The organism is Flavobacterium orientale (genome assembly GCF_014638005.1).
Taxonomy (GTDB): Bacteria; Bacteroidota; Bacteroidia; order Flavobacteriales; family Flavobacteriaceae; genus Flavobacterium; species Flavobacterium orientale.
In genome coordinates this window covers 467003-484532 of record NZ_BMFG01000002.1, presented here as the reverse complement: position 1 = coordinate 484532, position 17530 = coordinate 467003, and the positions used below count along the sequence as shown (strand labels likewise).

General features: G+C 33.6%; 17 protein-coding genes and 1 pseudogene. 10 read left to right on the top strand and 8 right to left on the bottom strand.

Annotated features, from left to right (window positions below; translation table 11 throughout):
• Positions 1–808 precede the first annotated feature (808 nt).
• Positions 809–2068, bottom strand: coding sequence for an ABC transporter permease (locus IEV15_RS04660; RefSeq protein WP_188361336.1), 1260 nt, complete (start codon positions 2066–2068; stop codon positions 809–811).
• Positions 2069–2157: 89 nt separating this feature from the next.
• On the opposite strand from IEV15_RS04660, the gene IEV15_RS04655 reads away from it, so the two are divergent.
• Positions 2158–3426, top strand: a complete 1269-nt coding sequence (locus IEV15_RS04655; RefSeq protein ID WP_188361335.1) for an exo-beta-N-acetylmuramidase NamZ family protein — start codon at positions 2158–2160, stop codon at positions 3424–3426.
• Here the strand turns inward: IEV15_RS04655 and IEV15_RS04650 are convergent.
• Both IEV15_RS04650 and IEV15_RS04645 read right to left on the bottom strand, forming a co-directional pair.
• Positions 3423–3812 carry a PH domain-containing protein gene (locus IEV15_RS04650; protein WP_188361334.1) on the bottom strand — a complete coding sequence of 130 codons (390 nt, stop codon included), beginning with the start codon at positions 3810–3812 and terminating at the stop codon, positions 3423–3425. The genes IEV15_RS04655 and IEV15_RS04650 overlap by 4 nt on opposite strands.
• 1 nt (position 3813) lies before the next feature.
• Entirely contained in the window at positions 3814–4308 is a 495-nt protein-coding gene (locus IEV15_RS04645; protein WP_188361333.1) for a YkgJ family cysteine cluster protein, read from the bottom strand.
• Positions 4309–4380: 72 nt separating this feature from the next.
• Here IEV15_RS04645 and IEV15_RS04640 point away from each other — a divergent pair, with 72 nt between their 5' ends.
• A complete protein-coding gene (locus tag IEV15_RS04640; RefSeq protein ID WP_188361332.1) occupies positions 4381–5091 on the top strand; it encodes a class I SAM-dependent methyltransferase in 711 nt (236 codons plus the stop codon).
• Between the two features lie 54 nt (positions 5092–5145).
• Here the strand turns inward: IEV15_RS04640 and IEV15_RS04635 are convergent, their stop codons facing one another.
• Together IEV15_RS04635 and IEV15_RS04630 are read right to left on the bottom strand one after the other, a co-directional pair.
• Positions 5146–5550, bottom strand: coding sequence for a DUF2059 domain-containing protein (locus tag IEV15_RS04635; RefSeq protein ID WP_188361331.1), 405 nt, complete (start codon positions 5548–5550; stop codon positions 5146–5148).
• A 39-nt stretch (positions 5551–5589) separates the two neighbouring features.
• The gene (locus tag IEV15_RS04630) at positions 5590–6222 is read right to left on the bottom strand and encodes a 7-carboxy-7-deazaguanine synthase QueE (protein ID WP_188361330.1); all 633 of its coding nucleotides are present in this window, start codon (positions 6220–6222) and stop codon (positions 5590–5592) included.
• A gap of 169 nt (positions 6223–6391) precedes the next feature.
• Here IEV15_RS04630 and IEV15_RS04625 point away from each other — a divergent pair, with 169 nt between their 5' ends.
• From IEV15_RS04625 to IEV15_RS04610, 4 genes and pseudogenes are all read left to right on the top strand, one after another.
• Positions 6392–7942: a helicase HerA-like domain-containing protein gene (locus IEV15_RS04625; protein WP_188361329.1), complete on the top strand. Its 1551-nt coding sequence runs from the start codon at positions 6392–6394 to the stop codon at positions 7940–7942.
• Positions 7943–8027: 85 nt separating this feature from the next.
• A pseudogene (locus tag IEV15_RS04620) lies at positions 8028–8396 on the top strand (DMT family protein).
• A gap of 47 nt (positions 8397–8443) precedes the next feature.
• A complete protein-coding gene (locus IEV15_RS04615) occupies positions 8444–8749 on the top strand; it encodes a GIY-YIG nuclease family protein (RefSeq protein WP_188361328.1) in 306 nt (101 codons plus the stop codon).
• A gap of 48 nt (positions 8750–8797) precedes the next feature.
• A complete protein-coding gene (locus IEV15_RS04610; RefSeq protein WP_188361327.1) occupies positions 8798–9163 on the top strand; it encodes a cupin domain-containing protein in 366 nt (121 codons plus the stop codon).
• A 1-nt stretch (position 9164) separates the two neighbouring features.
• Here IEV15_RS04610 and IEV15_RS04605 read toward each other — a convergent pair whose 3' ends face one another.
• Positions 9165–10508 carry an FAD-dependent oxidoreductase gene (locus IEV15_RS04605; protein ID WP_188361326.1) on the bottom strand — a complete coding sequence of 448 codons (1344 nt, stop codon included), beginning with the start codon at positions 10506–10508 and terminating at the stop codon, positions 9165–9167.
• Positions 10509–10854: 346 nt separating this feature from the next.
• Between IEV15_RS04605 and IEV15_RS04600 the strand changes: the two genes are divergently transcribed.
• The 4 genes from IEV15_RS04600 to IEV15_RS04585 all read left to right on the top strand — a co-directional run bounded on the left by IEV15_RS04600 (position 10855) and on the right by IEV15_RS04585 (position 14536).
• Complete coding sequence (locus tag IEV15_RS04600; protein ID WP_188361325.1) at positions 10855–11490, top strand: flavin reductase family protein; 636 nt, start codon at positions 10855–10857, stop codon at positions 11488–11490.
• A 2-nt stretch (positions 11491–11492) separates the two neighbouring features.
• Positions 11493–11642, top strand: a complete 150-nt coding sequence (locus IEV15_RS04595; protein WP_188361324.1) for a DUF2256 domain-containing protein — start codon at positions 11493–11495, stop codon at positions 11640–11642.
• 84 nt (positions 11643–11726) lie between these two features.
• Positions 11727–13007 (top strand): DASH family cryptochrome, encoded by a 1281-nt coding sequence (locus IEV15_RS04590; RefSeq protein WP_188361323.1) that lies wholly within the window; start codon positions 11727–11729, stop codon positions 13005–13007.
• Entirely contained in the window at positions 13004–14536 is a 1533-nt protein-coding gene (locus IEV15_RS04585) for a cryptochrome/photolyase family protein (protein WP_188361322.1), read from the top strand. The genes IEV15_RS04590 and IEV15_RS04585 overlap by 4 nt, the downstream gene beginning before the upstream one ends.
• A 2-nt stretch (positions 14537–14538) precedes the next feature.
• Here the strand turns inward: IEV15_RS04585 and IEV15_RS04580 are convergent, their stop codons facing one another.
• Both IEV15_RS04580 and IEV15_RS04575 read right to left on the bottom strand, forming a co-directional pair.
• Positions 14539–15081, bottom strand: coding sequence for a hypothetical protein (locus IEV15_RS04580; protein WP_188361321.1), 543 nt, complete (start codon positions 15079–15081; stop codon positions 14539–14541).
• Between the two features lie 2 nt (positions 15082–15083).
• Complete coding sequence (locus IEV15_RS04575; protein ID WP_188361320.1) at positions 15084–17468, bottom strand: penicillin acylase family protein; 2385 nt, start codon at positions 17466–17468, stop codon at positions 15084–15086.
• Between the last annotated feature and the right edge of the window lie 62 nt (positions 17469–17530).

The following is a 17530-nucleotide window of genomic DNA, read 5'->3' as shown; positions in this document are numbered from 1 at the left end:
TTTCTATAGCTTTTTAATCACAGTTTTTGTCGCTTGCGGAGGGCAAAGATAATACTCTTTTGCTTCTCCTACCAAATCTTTTTTCAGATTTTTTTAAACTCCATTTTAACTCAGAACGTCGCTCTCAATGCGGGTGCAAAAGTAGTACTCTTTTTGGGCTTTCCAAATCTTTTTTAATCTCTTTTGCAATCTTTTTTTTAATGCGTTGGTTATGAGATGGAAATGGAAAAAGTTTTTTTTGTTCAGGTTAGGGTTACGAGTTCGAGAAGAACTTTATTCTCTCAGAAAGCACGGAAAAGGATTGCTACGCAATATTTAGTTTTTGCCACTAAGAAAGAAAGACACGAAACTTAGTTAGCCAAGATTGCTTCGCCAGTTCGCTTACGCTCGTGTCCTACGGAATGAACTGTGACTTAAAAATGGGCTTGAAAACTGCTTCGCTGTAATGGATTGGGCCAATGGGTTTGTTACTTCTATGTAGTAGCACTGTTTAGCACTTACTTATAACTGCGTCATTATCGTAGTAAAGAGGTGTATTTTCTGTATTTAGGTTACTATATACTTACTATATTGTTACAATAAACTTACATTATAATTACTACAATTGTGATTATACCTAAACTATTCTATACCTTTGCTCTTTATAATCGCTTTGGATAAAAGCAACTTACTCTTTATATTATGGCTAGACAGAAAGGATTACTTATTATTGAAGGTACGATTGGAGGTTTGAATTTTTATATTCGTAAGGGGTATATTGATATACTGAAAATAGAGAGCGACGAATCTATCGTGGAATAACTACAATTTAATCAAATCGGATTGCTTTGACCGGAGAAACTCTTGAAATGATATAGGAAGGAATAATCAATACTAATAGACTTATTAAAAGTGTTCCTAAATTGAGAAGTAGTATATAACCCCAATTAAGATAAACAGGAGCCACCGTTACGTAGTAGTTTTCAGGATTTAATGTGATGATACCAAATCTATCTTGGATAATAATAAGTGTAATAGCAATTACATTTCCCCAGAAGAGGCCTCTTATAATTATATAGAATGCGTTGTAGAGAAAAATTTTCCTAATTAACCAATTATTGGCTCCAAGTGCTTTGAGGATGCCAATCATTTGGGTTCGTTCCAATATCAACACCAAAAGTGCAACAGCCATATTAATGGTTGCCACTATAATCATGATGGTTAAAATCACTATAATATTGAAGTCAAATAATTTTAACCAATCGAAAATATAATAATATTTGTCAAGGATTATTTGGGTATCTACTGTTTTTGTTGGGTCTTTTTTGTTGAAGGTATTATTGTAAACTTGGTTTCCAACTTGTTGAATTTTATCAAAATCATGAACAAACACTTCAAAAGCACCTACTTCATCGGCTTTCCATTTGTTCATTCGTTGAATATGTCTGATATCTCCAATCACATAAGTTGCATCAAACTCTTGAAATCCGGAATTAAAAATTCCAACTATTGTAAAAACTCTCAAATTGGGCGATTGCCCACTTTCTTCTTTCATAAAAAAAGTATTGCACTTGTCTCCTATTTTGAGTAGTAATCTATTGGCAAGATATTGGGATATTATAATTTCACCATTTTCTTGAGTAGCTAAATCGATTTTAGGTTTTCTACCTTCAATCAGATACTCTTTCATGTTTTCCCAATTGAAATCTGTTGAAATTCCTTTAAAAACAATACCTTCAAAAGTGTTTTCTGTTCTAATTATTCCGGCTTTTGTGGCAACAACTTGAATGTTTTTTACCCCTTCGACATTTTTAAATTTAGGATAAAACTCTTGATCCTTAGAAATGGGTACTTTGCTGACTTCTGATTGATTATCATCAAATACCTTAATAATAATGTGTCCGTTGAAAGCTGAAACTTTTTGGCGTATTTTTTGCTGAAGTCCAATACCGGTTGCTACTGCAACAATCATCATTAAAATTCCGATTGCTATAGCTGCAATGGCAATTTTAATTATTGGTTTAGAAATACTACTTTTATGGTGTTTAGAAGTAGCCAGTCTGTTTGCTATGAAATATTCTAATTTCAATGGATTGGATTTATTGCAAATATAGATTTTTTTGAGTTGCTGAGATACTGAGTAACTAAGTGACTGAGTTTTTTTAAATTATTTTTTATATGAAATATTATTTTTTGTGTTTAGGTTTATTGTTTTTATTGATTTGTTGCGGCGGGAATAAGAAAATAGAGGAAAAAGAAAAGAATAAAGATATTTCCATTATTAATGAAGAAGCACAATCAAATGAATTTAAGACAGGTGCTGAAAATCATGCAGCTTATTTGCCCTTGTTGGTTGGTAAGAAGGTTGGTGTAGTGACAAATCAAACCGGAATTTTAACTGTTGAAACTGAAAATGTCGTCGTTAGAGATGGCATCAAAGAGTATCAACGTATTTTTAATAACCAACATTTAGTTGATTTTTTATTAGAGAAAAAAATTCAAGTTCAAAAAATTTACGCACCCGAACATGGTTTCAGAGGAACTGCAGATGCCGGAGAATTAATTAAAGACGGAAAAGATATTAAAACAGGGTTGCCGATTATTTCACTTTATGGTGACAATAAGAAACCGAAACCGGAGCAATTAGCCGGGATCGATGTGATGGTTTTTGATTTACAGGATGTGGGTGCAAGATTTTACACTTATATCTCTTCTTTACATTATGTGATGGAAGCTTGTGCTGAAAACAACATTCCGCTTATTGTTTTAGACCGACCGAATCCGAATGGTGGTATTGTTGATGGGCCGATTTTAGAAAAAGAATTTACAAGTTTTGTAGGTATGCATCCGATTCCGGTTTTACATGGAATGACTATTGGCGAATATGCAAAAATGATTAATGGCGAAAAATGGTTGAATGAAGGCATTCAATGTGACCTGACAATACTACCTAATTTGAATTATAATCGTGAAATGTACTATAGTTTACCCGTAAAACCATCGCCAAATTTGCCTAATGATCAATCGATTAATTTGTATGCGAGTTTGTGTTTTTTTGAAGGCACGAATGTGAGTGTTGGTCGCGGAACAGCGAAACAATTTCAAATTTATGGTTCGCCATTTTTAACAAAAAGCAATTTTAGCTTTACACCAAAACCAAATATAGGAGCAAAAGACCCTATGCACAATGGTAAATTGTGCTATGGAGAGGATTTGAGTACTATCCAGAAAGTGAATCGCTTGGAATTGAAATGGCTTATGAAAGCGTATGAATCTACTTCTGATAAAGAAGTGTTTTTCAATTCGTTTTTTGTGAAATTGGCAGGTACAAAAAAATTACAGGAGCAAATTGAAAAAGGAAGTTCTGAGAGCGAGATTCGAAAAAGTTGGGAGAAAGGTTTGATAGTGTTTAAGGAAATGCGGAAAAAATATTTGATTTATTCTTAAATTTCAACAATGATAGAAGGATTAATTTTCAGCAATTCGTCTATAAATTCTTTTTTCAATTTTGGTGAAATTAATACTTCATCATATGTATTGTAAACGATAGCCATTCTATCTAAAGATAAAGCCGGAGAACTCAGTGGATTATTTGTTTTGTAAATTCTTTTGATGGAAAGAATATCAATTTTAACCCACCAGACTTTAAGTAACGTTCCTTCAATAACATATTTAATTTTAGAAAACATCCAAAATAGCAACAACAAAATGGAAAGCATGGTTAATGACAATCCATATTGATCGCTTAAAATACCTTCTGCAATTGGATAACCAAAAATTCCTAAAATTAAAAGAATCAGCCACCAATCTATTTTTGACCTGTAGGTTTTCATATTATAAAGGTAATTTTTTTTTCATTTCTTCCACGATATTATAAGCTGCGGGACAAATGGCCACATTTAGTAAGGTCAAATCGGTAATTTGATTGAACTTTTTTCTATCGGTATGCGGAAATTCGCGGCAAGCTTTTGGACGAACATCGTAGATAAAACATTTGTTGTCGCTTTCTAAAAAAGTACAAGGAACCGATTTCAAAACATAATCATTCTCTTCATCGATTCGCAAATATTGGTCAATGAATTGCTGTGGTTTTTGTCGGAAATGTTTCGAAATTCGTTCTATATCTGCGGAAGTAAAAAGTGGACCGGTTGTTTTGCAGCAATTGGCACAATCCAGACAATCTGTTTTTTTAAATTCAGCATCATGTAAATCTTGCATCACATAATCTAAATTTTTGGGTGTTTTCTTTTTAAGCTTATCAAAATACTTTTTGTTTTCGATATGCTTATCTTTGGCAAGTTTTCCGAGTTCGTTTAAATGTGGTTTCAAGTTGAAAGTTGAAAGTTGAATTGCAAAATTAGTGAACTTGAAACCTGAAACCTGAAACTTTAAACAAAATAAATGAAAGACCTTTTCGGAAAAGCCATTTTAGATTATCAAACCGGAAATAATCCTGAAGATTTGATTACCGAAACCTCTATTTCTGAGGCAGATGAAATGAGTGTTGCTTATTTGTTTCGGGATTTTGATGAAATGCCTAAGATTGAACAAAAAGCACTGCTACTTTCCAAAGGAAAAATTTTGGATGTGGGATGTGGTGCAGGAAGTCATTCGCTATACTTACAACAAAAAGGGTTTGATGTTACAGCTATTGACATTTCTCCTAATGCTATGAAAGCTTGTGAATTAAGGAATGTAAAACATTGTATTGTTTCGGATATTTTGAATTTAAGTTCTTCTGAAAAATTTGACACCATTCTTTTATTAATGAATGGCACCGGTATTTTCGGTAAATTGAATCAAATTTCAAAGTATTTGCAAAAACTGAAATCACTTTTAAAGGAAGACGGACAAATTTTAATTGACAGTTCCGACTTAATTTATATGTATGATCAAGATGAAGATGGGGCTTATGAAGTTCCAGCAGATGGCTATTATGGCGAATTAACTTTCACCATTGCCTATAAAGGTGAAATTGAAGAAACTTTTGATTGGCTATATGTTGATTATAACACGCTTCAAAATGCTGCTAATGCCAATGGTTTCCAATGTGAATTGGTTTTGGAAGGTGAACATTTTGATTATTTGGCTAAGCTGACTTTTTTTAAATAAAAAAATCCCGCTGAAATGAAACAACGGGATTTATCTTAGTTTTTTTTTTTGAAATTACTCCATGTATTTCATTAAAATCTCTTGAAGACTAGCACCCCACTCTTGACCGGCTAACATTGATTGTTCAAAAAGTACTCCTGCTTTCTCCGCAATTTTTTTTCCAATTGGACTTTCATAAAATTTCAGCATTTCTTTCACCTCCTGATGCGTATATTCTTTCAAATATATATCAGCAATTTTATCATAAAACCCAGGCATTGTAGCTTCAAAATCTTTATTAAACTGCTCATGTTTTTCATTAGGAATCATTGCCATAATTTGCTTTTTTGCCGATTCCATTTGAGCAGTTGAGCCAGACATTTTAATTACTTTTAACACATCTGCTTTAAAAGCAGCATCTTGAGCCATTGCAAAATGAGCAATTATTACAAAAACAAAAGATAGGATACACTTTTTCATAGGTTTTTATTTTATAGTTGTTTCAAAAATAATTTAAAATTACGGGATATTCAAATATTTATGCGTTTGTAAAGATACTCGCCATTTTGGATTTTTCATAACATAATCAACAATTAACGGTGTCATTTCTTCTTTTTTACTCCATTCCGGTTGTAAAAATAAGATAGCATTTGGGTTTACTTGGGCCGCTTGTTCTTCGGCAAAAATAAAATCGTGCTTATTGTAGATGATGACTTTTAATTCATTAGCCATATCGTATGCACTTTGAACCGGTAATTTATTTTTCTTAGGCGAAAGACAAAACCAATCCCATTTTCCGGTCACAGGATAACATCCGGATGTTTCAATATGGATTTTAATTCCGGCATTTTTAAGTTTGTTGGTTAATAAACTCATATCCCAAGTTAGTGGTTCTCCACCAGTTATAACGACAGTATCCGAATATTTTTTAGCATTTGAAACAATGATTTCTATTCCCGTTGGCGGATGAAGTTCTGCGTTCCAACTTTCTTTTACATCACACCAATGGCAACCCACATCGCAACCGCCAATTCGAATGAAATAAGCTGCTGTTCCCGTGTGATAGCCTTCGCCTTGAATCGTATAAAACTCTTCCATTAACGGAAGCATTTCTCCTTTTTCAACAGCTAATTGTATTTCTTTTTGAAGCATTTTTCAATTAAATAAGTGTGCAAAGATAGGGAATTGGTTTTTTGGATTGTTCGAATATTAGATTTTTAGATTATTGAAAAATTTGATTGTTGGAAAAAATGTTGCTTTTTTGAAATGCTGTTTTTTGAATCATTTCGTTTCCTTACATTTGAAATATAAATAAAACATTATGAGCAAGGCCGAAGAATTCAGTAATCATATTATAAATGGATACACCTGTAAAGGTGATTTTATAACGCTTGGTGGAGCTATGTTGAATGGCGTTCCCGTTGGTGGTGAAGCTCACGTAAATATTGCTCTAAAAACACTAAACCGTCACGGATTAATTGCCGGAGCGACCGGAACGGGAAAAACCAAAACCATTCAAGTACTTTCTGAACAACTTTCAAGGAACGGAATTCCCGTTTTAATGATGGATATTAAAGGTGATTTTTCCGGAATTGCAATGCCTGGAATTGAACAATCCTTTATAACTGAACGACACGGAAAAATTAATTTACCGTATGAAACAAAAAGTTTTCCGGTGGAATTGATGACCATTTCCAAACAAAATGGTGTTCGCTTACGAGCCACTGTCTCTGAATTTGGTCCTGTTTTATTCTCCAGAATTTTAGATTTGAATGACACACAAGGTGGCGTTGTTGCTGTAATTTTTAAATATTGCGACGATCATCATTTGCCGCTTTTGGATTTAAAAGATTTTAAAAAAGTACTTCAATATATTACCGACGAAGGAAAAGCCGAAATTGAAAAAGAATACGGTCGGATTTCCACAGCTTCCACCGGATCCATTTTGCGAAAAATCATTGAATTAGAACAACAAGGAGCTGATGTATTTTTTGGTGAATTATCGTTTGATATTGATGATTTAATGCGAATTGATAAAAACGGAAATGGTTATGTGAATATCATTCGTTTGACCGATATTCAAGATAAACCGAAGTTATTTTCGACGTTTATGTTGAGTTTATTAGCGGAAATTTATAGCACTATGCCCGAGCAAGGAGATGCAGGACGACCTGAGTTAGTGATTTTTATTGACGAAGCACATTTAATTTTTGACCAAGCCAGTAAAGCCTTGCAAGATCAAATTGAAACCATCGTAAAACTGATTCGTTCCAAAGGAATTGGCATTTATTTTATCACACAAAATCCGCAAGATATTCCGGCTGGTGTTTTGAGTCAATTGGGTTTAAAAATACAACATGCGTTGCGAGCTTTTACGGCAAACGATCGGAAAGCGATTAAAATGACGTCTGAGAATTATCCGTTATCCGATTATTATAAAACCGATGAAGTGATTACACAACTCGGGATTGGAGAAGCATTTGTTACCGCTTTGAATGAAAAAGGAATTCCGACTCCACTTGTTGCCACGATGCTTCGAGCTCCAATGAGTAGAATGGATGTGTTAACTTCACAAGAAATTGACAGTTTAATTTCTGAATCAAAATTAGCCAAAAAATACAACGAAGAAATTGACAGGGAAAGTGCTTTTGAACTATTAGATAAGAAAATTACTGCTGCCGAAGAACAAGCTGCCAAAAAAGCGGAAGAAGTTGCAAAGCAAAAAGAAGCTGATCGACAAGCCAAACAAGCTCCTGCACGAAAAACTTCCACTCGAAGAAGCACGGCACAAAATCCTATTGTGAAAGTGTTGACGAGTGCGACTTTTATTCGGGGTGCTTTGGGGATTTTGAGTAAGATGTTTAAAAAATAAAAGGTAATGGGTAATAGGTAATTGGTAATTGGTGAATTCCAAATCTATTCCTTTTACCCATTACCTATAACCCATTACCATAAAAATGAAAGGATTTCTCACCATAGGATTACTCATACTTTCCAATATATTTATGACATTGGCGTGGTATGGTCATTTGAAATTTAAAGACTTGAAATGGTTTGAAAATGCCGGACTGATTACGATTGTTTTAATCAGTTGGGGTTAGGCTTTGTTTGAGTACTTTTTCCAGGTACCAGCCAATCGAATTGGGTATGAAGGAAATGGTGGTCCGTTCTCTCTTTTACAATTAAAGGTGATTCAGGAAGTGATTACATTGGTTATTTTCGTGATTTTTTCAATGCTTTTCTTTAAAACTGAAACGTTTAAATGGAATCATTTTGTGGGAATGTGTTGCTTAGTTTTGGCGGTTTATTTTATATTTAGGAAGTAAGTTAAGTCATTGCGAGGAACGAAGCAATCTCATAAAGTTTGGAAAATATGAAAACCGGTTTTATTTATATTGTAACTAATAAATATAACAACACCTTGTATATTGGTGTTACTTCTAATTTGCCAAAGAGAATTTTAGAACACAAACAAAAAAGATATGAAAACTCATTTTCTGCAAGATATAATTTAAACAAATTAGTTTATTACGAACAATTTCAAATGATTGGAGATGCAATTGCTAGAGAAAAACAATTAAAAGCAGGATCTAGAGCTACAAAAATCAAACTAATTCAAGATTTTAATCCCTTGTGGGACGATCTTTATGAAAGTATAATTGATATAATGACAATCTAAAAAAGAGGAAGTAGATTATGAGATTGCTTCGTTCCTCGCAATGACTTTATGAAAAAATATCACACCCAAAAATCCCCATTCATAGTTCCAACAACAGATGGAAAACTAATCGAAGAACATTTCGGAAAAGCTTCTGATGGAAACAATGACATTTCCATTGCTCACATGATTGCTCCGCCGCATTGGAGCGAACCTTTCCAAACGCCTGAATTTGATGAATATACTTATATCATCAAAGGCAAAAAACAATTTATTATTGAAGATGAAGTAGTTATTTTAGAAGCCGGTCAATCTATCAAAATTGAGAAAAACACCCGTGTTCAATATTCCAATCCGTTTGATGAAGTATGTGAATATATTGCCATTTGCACACCTGCTTTTGATTTTGAGAAAGTGCATCGGGAGGAAGCATAATTTATTTTGAAAGAAGCGAAATAATCTTCTGTTCAACCACTTCGCTATCCCAAATTGCCTCAATATTCTCCATTTGCATCACTTCTTCCATAATTTTATTTTGAAAATCGCCAATGGCAAGAGCTTCAGAATACGGTTGCAAACTGAACGTTACTCGGCTGTAAAGTGGCATCCATTTTTCGGGATGTTTATCGGAAAACCATTTTTCAATTTTCTTTTGCAATAAGAATTTCTCATCAGCCGTTCTGGCACTCATTTCCATAAAGTTACGATAGGAAAGTTCGGCAATTGCATCAGCATTGGGTTTTCGGGATTTCTCATACGCTTTGAAAATGGCTTCCCAATCGTCACCGTATTGAGCAATCATCTCATTTAAAACGGTAATATCTTCAAAACCGGCATTCATTCCGTGACCGTAAAAAGGTACGATTGCATGAGCAGAATCTCCTATCAAGGCAACTTTATCGGCATATGTCCAAGGAAAACATTTCATCATCACCAAATAACTCGTAGGGTTTTTGAAGAAATCTCGAACTAAATCGGGAATTACTTCTTTAGTGTCCGGAAAAAATTCAGCAAAGAAATCTACCAACGATTTTTCGTCTTTCAAACTTTCAAACGAATTTTCTGCTTCAAAAGGCATAAACAGCGTACAGGTAAATGACCCGTCCAAATTGGCCAAAGCCATCAACATAAAATTACCACGAGGCCAAATGTGTAGCGAATTTTTATCAATTTTATGCGAGCCATCCGGATTGGAAGGAATATGCAATTCTTTGTAACCAATATTTAAAAATTCCTGCGAATAATTAAACATACTTTGGCGTTGCATGCGGTGGCGAATTCTCGAAAAAGCACCATCGGCACCAAAGACTTTATCGTATTTTAAATCGGTCCACTCACCTCTTTCAGTTTCACCAATGTGTAATGTAGCATCAGATAATGAAACATCCCAAATGCGATGTTCAAAAAAGAATTCAACTCCGGCAGCTTCAGCCAAATCAATCATTTTCCTATTTAAAACACCTCTGGAAAGTGAATAAATCGCTTCGCCCTCTTTACCATAATATTGATAAGTAAGTTTTGAATCTTGCAGATGAATTGCCCTTTTATCAACCGGAATTCCGATTTTTTTGATTTCATCGGTCAAGCCGATATCATCCAATGCTTTCCAACCTCGATTTGACATCACTAAATTGATGGAACGACCTGAAAATTCAACTGTTCGAATATCAGGACTTCGATCAAAAACGTGAACAGTATGACCTAATTTTTTGAGGTATATTGCCAATAAAGTTCCAACCAATCCGGAACCAACAACGGCAATTTTTTGAGGAGTTTGCATGAATGAATATCAAAAATTCAAATACAAAAATAAGGATTATAATAGGATTTTTCAGTTTTAAGAAAAATATATTTTAACCCGTTAGGTGTAATTAAATTTTGAAATGATTTTGCCACTAATTCACTAATTTTTTGGAATAATTATTCGATTTAATTCGAATTTTCATCAAAGATGAACAAATTATTACGTTTGCATATTTTAAAATTCGAGAATTCGTGGTATGATATCCATTAAAATTTTGAATTAAATAATTACAACCCACGGTTTTTTTAGTCTAGATTAAATTTTTGTTTAACTTATATTGATTTTAATTAAACAAAAACTATCTTTGAAAAAAATTGCTTTTATGATTGAATTATCAAAAGAAACGATTCAAAATCTTCCCAAAATTCCACGATTGAATTTAATTAATAGTTGCACGGGTTATAAATCGGCCAATTTAATTGTGACAAAAACTATTGAAGGTATTTCAAATGTGGCCATTTTTAGTAGCATTACACATTTAGGAAGTGATCCTGCACTTTTGGGTTTTATTCTTCGCCCAACGACTGTTCCGAGAAATACGTACAAAAACATCAAAGATTTGGGTTATTTTACAGTCAATCATGTCACCGAATCGATGATTGTTGATGCTCACCATAGTTCGGCAAGTTATGATGAAACTGTTTCCGAATTTGACAAAACCAATTTGGAAGAAGAATATCATGATGGTATTACCATTCCTTTTGTTAAAGGAAGTCCTGTGCAAATTTTATGCAAATACCTCAACGAATATGAAATTAAAGAGAACGGAACGATTCATATTATTGCTTCGATTGAACAACTTTTCATAAAAGAAAATTTGATTCAGGCTGAAAATTGGTTACGATTAGATTTAGAGAATGTGGTGTCGATTAATGGTTTAGATGCTTATTGCGTTCCAAAGTTGGTTGACCGTTTTGAATATGCTCGGCCAAATATTCCAACCAAATCAATCCTATAAAAATGGCTCACAAAAAAGTAAATCTCCCAGAAAAAATCTGCAAAACATGTGGATTATCTTTTTCTTGGCGAAAAAAATGGGAGAAGAATTGGGAAGACGTTTTATATTGTAGTGAGAAATGTAGGAGGAATAAAGTTGGGAGTAAAGAGTAGGAAGTTTTCAGTCTTAGTCGCAGTCACAGTTTTCAGTTTTCAAATACCTTTTACCCATTACCAATAACCCATCACCATAAAAAAATGAACAATCTAGTCTGGTTTCGAAATGATTTACGAGTAAACGACAATACTTCTCTCTTCAAAGCTTGTCAAAAAGAAGGGAATGTTTTGGCTGTTTATTGTTTTGATCCACAACATTTTGAAGAAACGAAATATGGTTTCAAAAAAACTGAAAAATTTAGAGCTCAGTTTTTATTAGAAACGGTTTCTGAACTTTATCATTCATTAAAAGAAAAAAACATTCCGCTCTTTGTCTTTTATGGAAAACCGGAAGATACAATTCCGAAATTGATTGAAGAATATTCTATTTCAACTGTATTTGTTCAAAAGGAATGGACAAGTGAGGAGGTCAATATCAATGTCAAACTCAAAAATCAAAATTCAAATGTTGAATTTATAGAAAGTTATGATCAATTTTTGTTTCATCCGGATGATATTCCTTATTTAGATTTTAAAGAAATTCCGGAGGTTTTTACTGTTTTCAGAAAAAAGTGTGAAGCTACTGTGAAAGTAAGACCAAGTGTTTCGATTGAAAAATTGCCTGATTACAATTGGATTAAGCCAAATTCATTCCATTTAACTTTGGAAGTTTTAGGTTTGGAAAGTTTTGAAATTCATCCCAATTCCGCTTTTCCTTTTCATGGTGGCGAATCAAGTGCGATAAAACGATTAGAAAATTACTTTTTTGAAACAGAAAATTTGTCGTCTTATAAACAAACCCGAAACGGATTAATTGGAGCCGAATACAGTTCGAAACTTTCTGCTTGGTTAGCAAATGGAAGTATTTCTGCCCGAACCATTTATTGGGAAGTTCAACGATATGAAAAAGAAATTTGCAAAAATGAAGATACGTATTGGTTGATTTTCGAATTGATTTGGCGAGATTATTTTAAATACATTTCGCTAAAACATGGAAATAAAATATTCCAACTCGATGGCATTTTAGGAAAAAAATACGATTGGAATTTCCATTCAAAAGCTTTTGAACAATGGAAAAACGGCAACACAAATGAACCTTTTGTGAATGCCAATATGATTGAATTGCAACAAACCGGTTTCATGAGTAATCGTGGCAGGCAAAATGTAGCCAGTTTTTGGGCAAAAGAATGGGAACAAGATTGGCGTATCGCCGCAGCTTATTTTGAAAGTATGCTGATTGATTATGATGTGCATTCGAATTACGGCAACTGGATTTATAATTCCGGCGTTGGAAATGACCCGAGAGATCGAAAATTCAACATCAAACGTCAAGCGGAAATGTATGATGCGAAGGGTGACTATCAAAAACTATGGTTGAAATGAAAATACTCCGATTACTTCTTGGTGATCAATTAAATCACAAGCATTCTTGGTTTCAACAAACCGATGAAAATGTCATTTATCTAATGGCGGAAATGCGTCAGGAAACTGATTATGTGAAACATCACATTCAAAAAGTAGTAGCTTTCTTTTTAAGTATGCGGAATTTTGCTTCTGATTTGAAAAGTAAGAATCATCAAGTGGTTTACCTTGAGATTGATGATTCAAACAATCCTCAACATTTAGAGGTGTTAATTCAACAAACTATCGAGCAATATTCTATTCAAAAATTTGAATATCAATTGCCGGATGAATTTCGGTTAGATGAGCAATTGAAGCAAATTTGTGAAAATCTTTCTATTCCAACAGAAGTTTTTGACACGGAACATTTTTATACAACTAGAACCGAAATAGCCGAATTTTTTCAAGGAAAGAAATTATTGTTGATGGAAAATTTCTATCGAATGATGCGAAAAAAGCACAACATTTTGATGGTTGGGAATGATCCGATTGGGAATCAATGGAATTTTGATCACGATAATCGAAAAAAGTATAAAGGCGAAGTTCCGATTCCGAATGCGAAAATTTTTCCGAAAAATGTCGAAAAAATAATCCACCAATTAGACGAAATGGAAGTGAAAACATTTGGATCGATTGATACTGAAAATTTTAATTGGCCAACTTCGAGAGAAGAATGTTTGGAACAATTGGATTATTTCTGTCACCACTTGTTGAAGCATTTTGGCGATTATGAAGATGCGATGCACACGGAAGAAAAATTTTTGTTTCATTCCAGATTGTCGTTTGCGATGAATACGAAAATGCTTTCGCCAATGGAAGTGATTGAACAGGTTGTACATTATTATCATCAAAACGAAGATGAAATAACGCTTTCGCAAGTAGAAGGTTTTGTGCGACAAATTTTAGGTTGGCGAGAATATGTCCGCGGCATTTATTGGAAAGGAATGCCCAATTATGCTAAAATGAATTCTTTAGAAAATCACAATAAATTACCCGATTTTTATTGGACAGGAAATACGAAAATGAACTGTATGAAGCATTCCATTTCTCAAAGTTTGGAGGAAGCGTATGCTCATCACATTCAGCGTTTAATGATTATCGGAAACTTTTCATTGCTCACACAAATGCATCCCGATGAAGTCGATGCCTGGTATTTAGGTGTTTATATCGATGCGATTGAATGGGTGGAAATGCCCAACACGCGTGGCATGAGTCAATATGCCGATGGCGGAATTTTAGCCACAAAACCGTATGTTTCTTCGGGAAGTTACATCAACAAAATGAGTAATTATTGCGGTAGTTGTCACTATAGTGTCAAAGAGAAATTAGGCAAAAAAGCGTGTCCATTCAACAGTTTGTATTGGAATTTTTTGGATGATAAAAAAGAATATTTCAAAGATAATCAACGGATGGCGATGATGTTGAATTTATTGAATAAGATTCCGGCTGAAGAATTGTATGCGATTAAATTGAAAGCGAAAACTATTATTGAGAATTTGGAGATTATTTAGAGCTATTTCTTCATCTCTAAATCGTAATCAATATCTAAACTTTCACCAATTCTTTTGTTTCTTTTAAAGTTTATCGAATAACTAATTCCATATTTAGACAAAAATGAATCAATTCTTTTCTTTTCAAAACCATAAATTTTGTTATCTCTACGATAAGTATTAAATGGCCCAACAGCAATCTTTAAAACTAAAAAGCTAATACCAAAAAATACGATAGGTATTACATATAATCGAATACGAGAACTTGCAAAATCTAAACTGTCTAAATATTCTGCGAATAAAAAACCACTCAAAATCAACAAAAAAAACACCAATGAAAAAAATATCAAATTTAATGTAACCCAGAATTTTGAATCCTTATTGTGCTCAAAATCTGCATTTATTTTAATAATCTGAGATTCTAGTGTTTGATTTTTGAATTTAATGTCCGGACAAATTTCATTAAAATCAGGAACTTTTTTAGTCAAACCACAAGTAGTCCCAATCTTAAAATCATATTTTTTAAGACTGCAAAATTGACAATGAAAAGCTTTATCAATTTCCATAACTATCTAGGTTTAAAAACTAATTTTCGTGAACTCGCTTCAATCTCCTTCCTATTCATTTTCATCTTTCTAAATTTTCCTTCGTTATACATCACCGCTTGATCGTCATAATGTTGACTCAATGGATTTCCTGATTGTCCGGTAGGAAGAATGCTCACACTGTTTTCAACATCTGAAAAGTCAATGATTCTTCGGGTGGAAGGACCGGCTTTTACTTGATGATTTCCTGCTTCGGTGAATGTAAACATCAAATTATTGATGACTTCATTGGAACCATTAATTTCAAACGGCCCAACATTGAAATAACTTCGCAAAGCGGCCACTTCACCCAACGGATGTTTGTGTTCTACTGTATGCACTTTATTCCAAGTCCAACCCGAAACTTGATTACCTACTTTTTTTTCTAAATGCGAAATGGTTTGTTGGAAAGAAAGAGTCAAAATTTCATTTCTTGATTCTTTTTTATCTTTCGTGGAACTATTATCCCACCACGGAGAATCTTCATTCGCGATTTGAAAAGCAATCATTTGTTTTAAAATATGCGTGGATAACAGAATATTAAAACGGTCTTTTCCCAATTCATCTTCAAAGGTGTTTTTGAGATAATAAAACAGAAATTGATTGTAAATTGTTGGAGCTACATCGGTTAAAGCATTACTTCCATTCCACTTTTTCAATTCATTTAAAGCGGTTTTTTCAGTTTCAGATAAATCGTTTTGATTGATTCCTGTTAAAATACTTTGCACAATTGAAGGAGCGACCGACGATTGATCATCATTAATCATTTTCATAAAATCTTCTTTCGTCCAATCGTTTTTGGGTTCGAGCAATTGAACGATTCGTTTCGCACGATCTTCCGGAAGATAATAACCCGGATATAAATAGTCATCAATTGGTTCTACTTGATTGTTGGCGGAATACACATAATTCCAAGCAGGATTGATGGCGTACGGATTTTCAGAAAAATCATAATATTCTTTCTCTTCATCTTCACCGTTTGCACCATTTAAAATAAAATTCGGATTGACATTTTCCGGCATTTTATACAATTTTCCGGAAGTTATCCAAGCAATATTTCCTTTTGCATCGCCATACATAATATTTAATCCGGGAGCGGCAATCAATTCGATACTTTGATGAAAATCTTCTACATTTTTTGCGTGACAAAGTGAATATACGGCATCTAAAATTTGATTTTTATGTTGTAAATACGTCCACCACATCGAAATGGGTTTGTCTTCCTTCAAACCATCAACCAAACCATTTAGTAACGGACCGTGATGACTTTTTTTGACTTTTAAAACCACATCCGAACTGTCTTTTACTTTGATGACTTTTTCAATGATTTGATAATTTTTGAAACCATCTTTTGTTTGGTATTGATTTTCATTCTCAGGATTATTCGTTTCCAAAAACAAATCCATATCATCATTTTCAAACATCGTTAAACCATAAGCGTACTCGCGATTATGACCCAAAAGCGGAAACGGAGTTCCGGCCAAATAATAACCATACATTTCATAATCGGGTGTCACGATATGAGCTTCATACCAAGTGCAAGGTTGCGAAAAACCAATGTGCGGATCATTGGCAAACAACACTTTTCCACTCTTGGTTTTTTGAGGACCAACTACCCAACTGTTACTTCCAATGAAAGGTGGAACAGGAGAATTTTCCAATAACGAAGCAACCGATTTTGAGATTTCTGAATACGCTTCCGATTTTTCTTTAAAGCTTTTTAGTTTAGTATGAGCCAAAGAGCCGTCGATACCAAAATCTTTGAGATAGTCCATTCCCAATTCATCACGAATATCGGTCATTAATGGATCCGATTTTTGAGCCATCGCAAAACTGAATGCCATATACCCAAAAATATTATACACATCTTTGATGGTGAATTTTTCTTTTGGAACTCCTACTAATTGAAATTCTATTGGTGTTGGACCTTCTTCCAAAAATTGATTAATTCCATCCAAATAGGCCAACGTTAACTGGTAACTTTCACTGTTTTTGTCCAATTGAGCAATTGCTTTTTCTGAATCTTCATCCATCCCTAAACCGGCAAAAAACTTGTCGTTTTTAAGCATCACCGATCCAAAAAGTTCAGATAATCTTCCCGGTGCAATTCTTCGCATCAGTTCCATTTGCCACAATCGATCTTGAGCGTGGACATAACCCAAAGTGGTCATTGCATCTTTTTGAGATTGAGCATAAATGTGTGGAATTCCGTAATCATCAAAATAAACTGTGGTTTCTTTTTTAATGGAATTCAACACCATTTCGCCATCATATTTTGGTTTAAGATAAAAGCCGTAAATCAAAATAAAAACCACAATTAGAACAAAAATCAATAAAACGGAGAGTGAAATTTTTTTAAGAAGTCTCATAAAAATAAAAATCAATAGACAAATATAGTAGAAATGTCTATTGATTAAAATGTATGAATGAT